Here is an 804-nt window from a genome sequence, read left to right as displayed (position 1 = left end):
TGCCAAACCAATCAACGAGCGAATCGCGTGGTTCTCAGGTATTTCGGAAGCCTTGTGCAGTATGCTTGTGCGGATTTCCGCGCTGGCTGCCTTCCCCGTGGCGAAATCTCGCACTAAGATCCGCCAACGGCAGCCCCGGTAGGGATTGGATGGCGTGCTCATGCCCAAGACCGTGCCACAGATCGCCGCCTCTCGCCAACTTGACAGTACCCTCGCACCAACGCGAACCCTTCCTTGACGCGAGCATCGTGGCACCCCCTCCAGAGTCGCCATGGCAAAGGCATGGCCTCCCAGACCCAGGCCCGTCCAGGATGGACGCCACGGCTGGGAGCCGTGGCGTCCTTGCACCGTCAGAAGAGAAAAAATAGAGTTCTGGGTGGCGGTGAACGTCCTCAGCCTTGACATCGACGAGCCGGATCGAGTTGCCATTGCCGAGGTCGACAACCGTGTCGACAACCCTGTCGCCGAGATTGACGTGGTCGTCATTCGTACTGGCGTGAGCAAGGTCGTCGAGCGTCTTGATGTTGGTGCCGTTGATCCCCTCGTTGACCCTGAGGATGTCCTCGCCAGGCTTGAAGTCCATAACTCGATCTTCTTTGCCGGAGCCGCTCCGGAATTCGAACGCGTCGTGGCCCGGACCGCCGAGGAGAAAATCGTTTCCGGGGCCGCCCACTAGTTGTTTGGTAGCGGAACGTTGTTGGGATCAGGTGCGTTACGCCATTGAGGAGTATACTTGGCGCTTTGACGGCCTGCGACGCCGAGCTTCTCACCGCAGGAGGACGTGATGCACTCCCTTCATCCGCA

Annotated in this window: 1 protein-coding gene; it reads left to right on the top strand. The window is 60.0% G+C overall.

The window, feature by feature from the left end; genetic code table 11:
• Positions 1-376: 376 nt before the first annotated feature.
• Positions 377-676, top strand: coding sequence for a hypothetical protein (locus FS320_RS44435; RefSeq protein ID WP_152718788.1), 300 nt, complete (start codon positions 377-379; stop codon positions 674-676).
• The last annotated feature ends 128 nt before the right edge of the window (positions 677-804 follow it).

The sequence above is a fragment of the Microvirga tunisiensis genome, from assembly GCF_009296175.1.
Lineage (GTDB): Bacteria > Pseudomonadota > Alphaproteobacteria > Rhizobiales > Beijerinckiaceae > Microvirga > Microvirga tunisiensis.
This window is presented reverse-complemented; position numbering and strand designations above follow the sequence as displayed.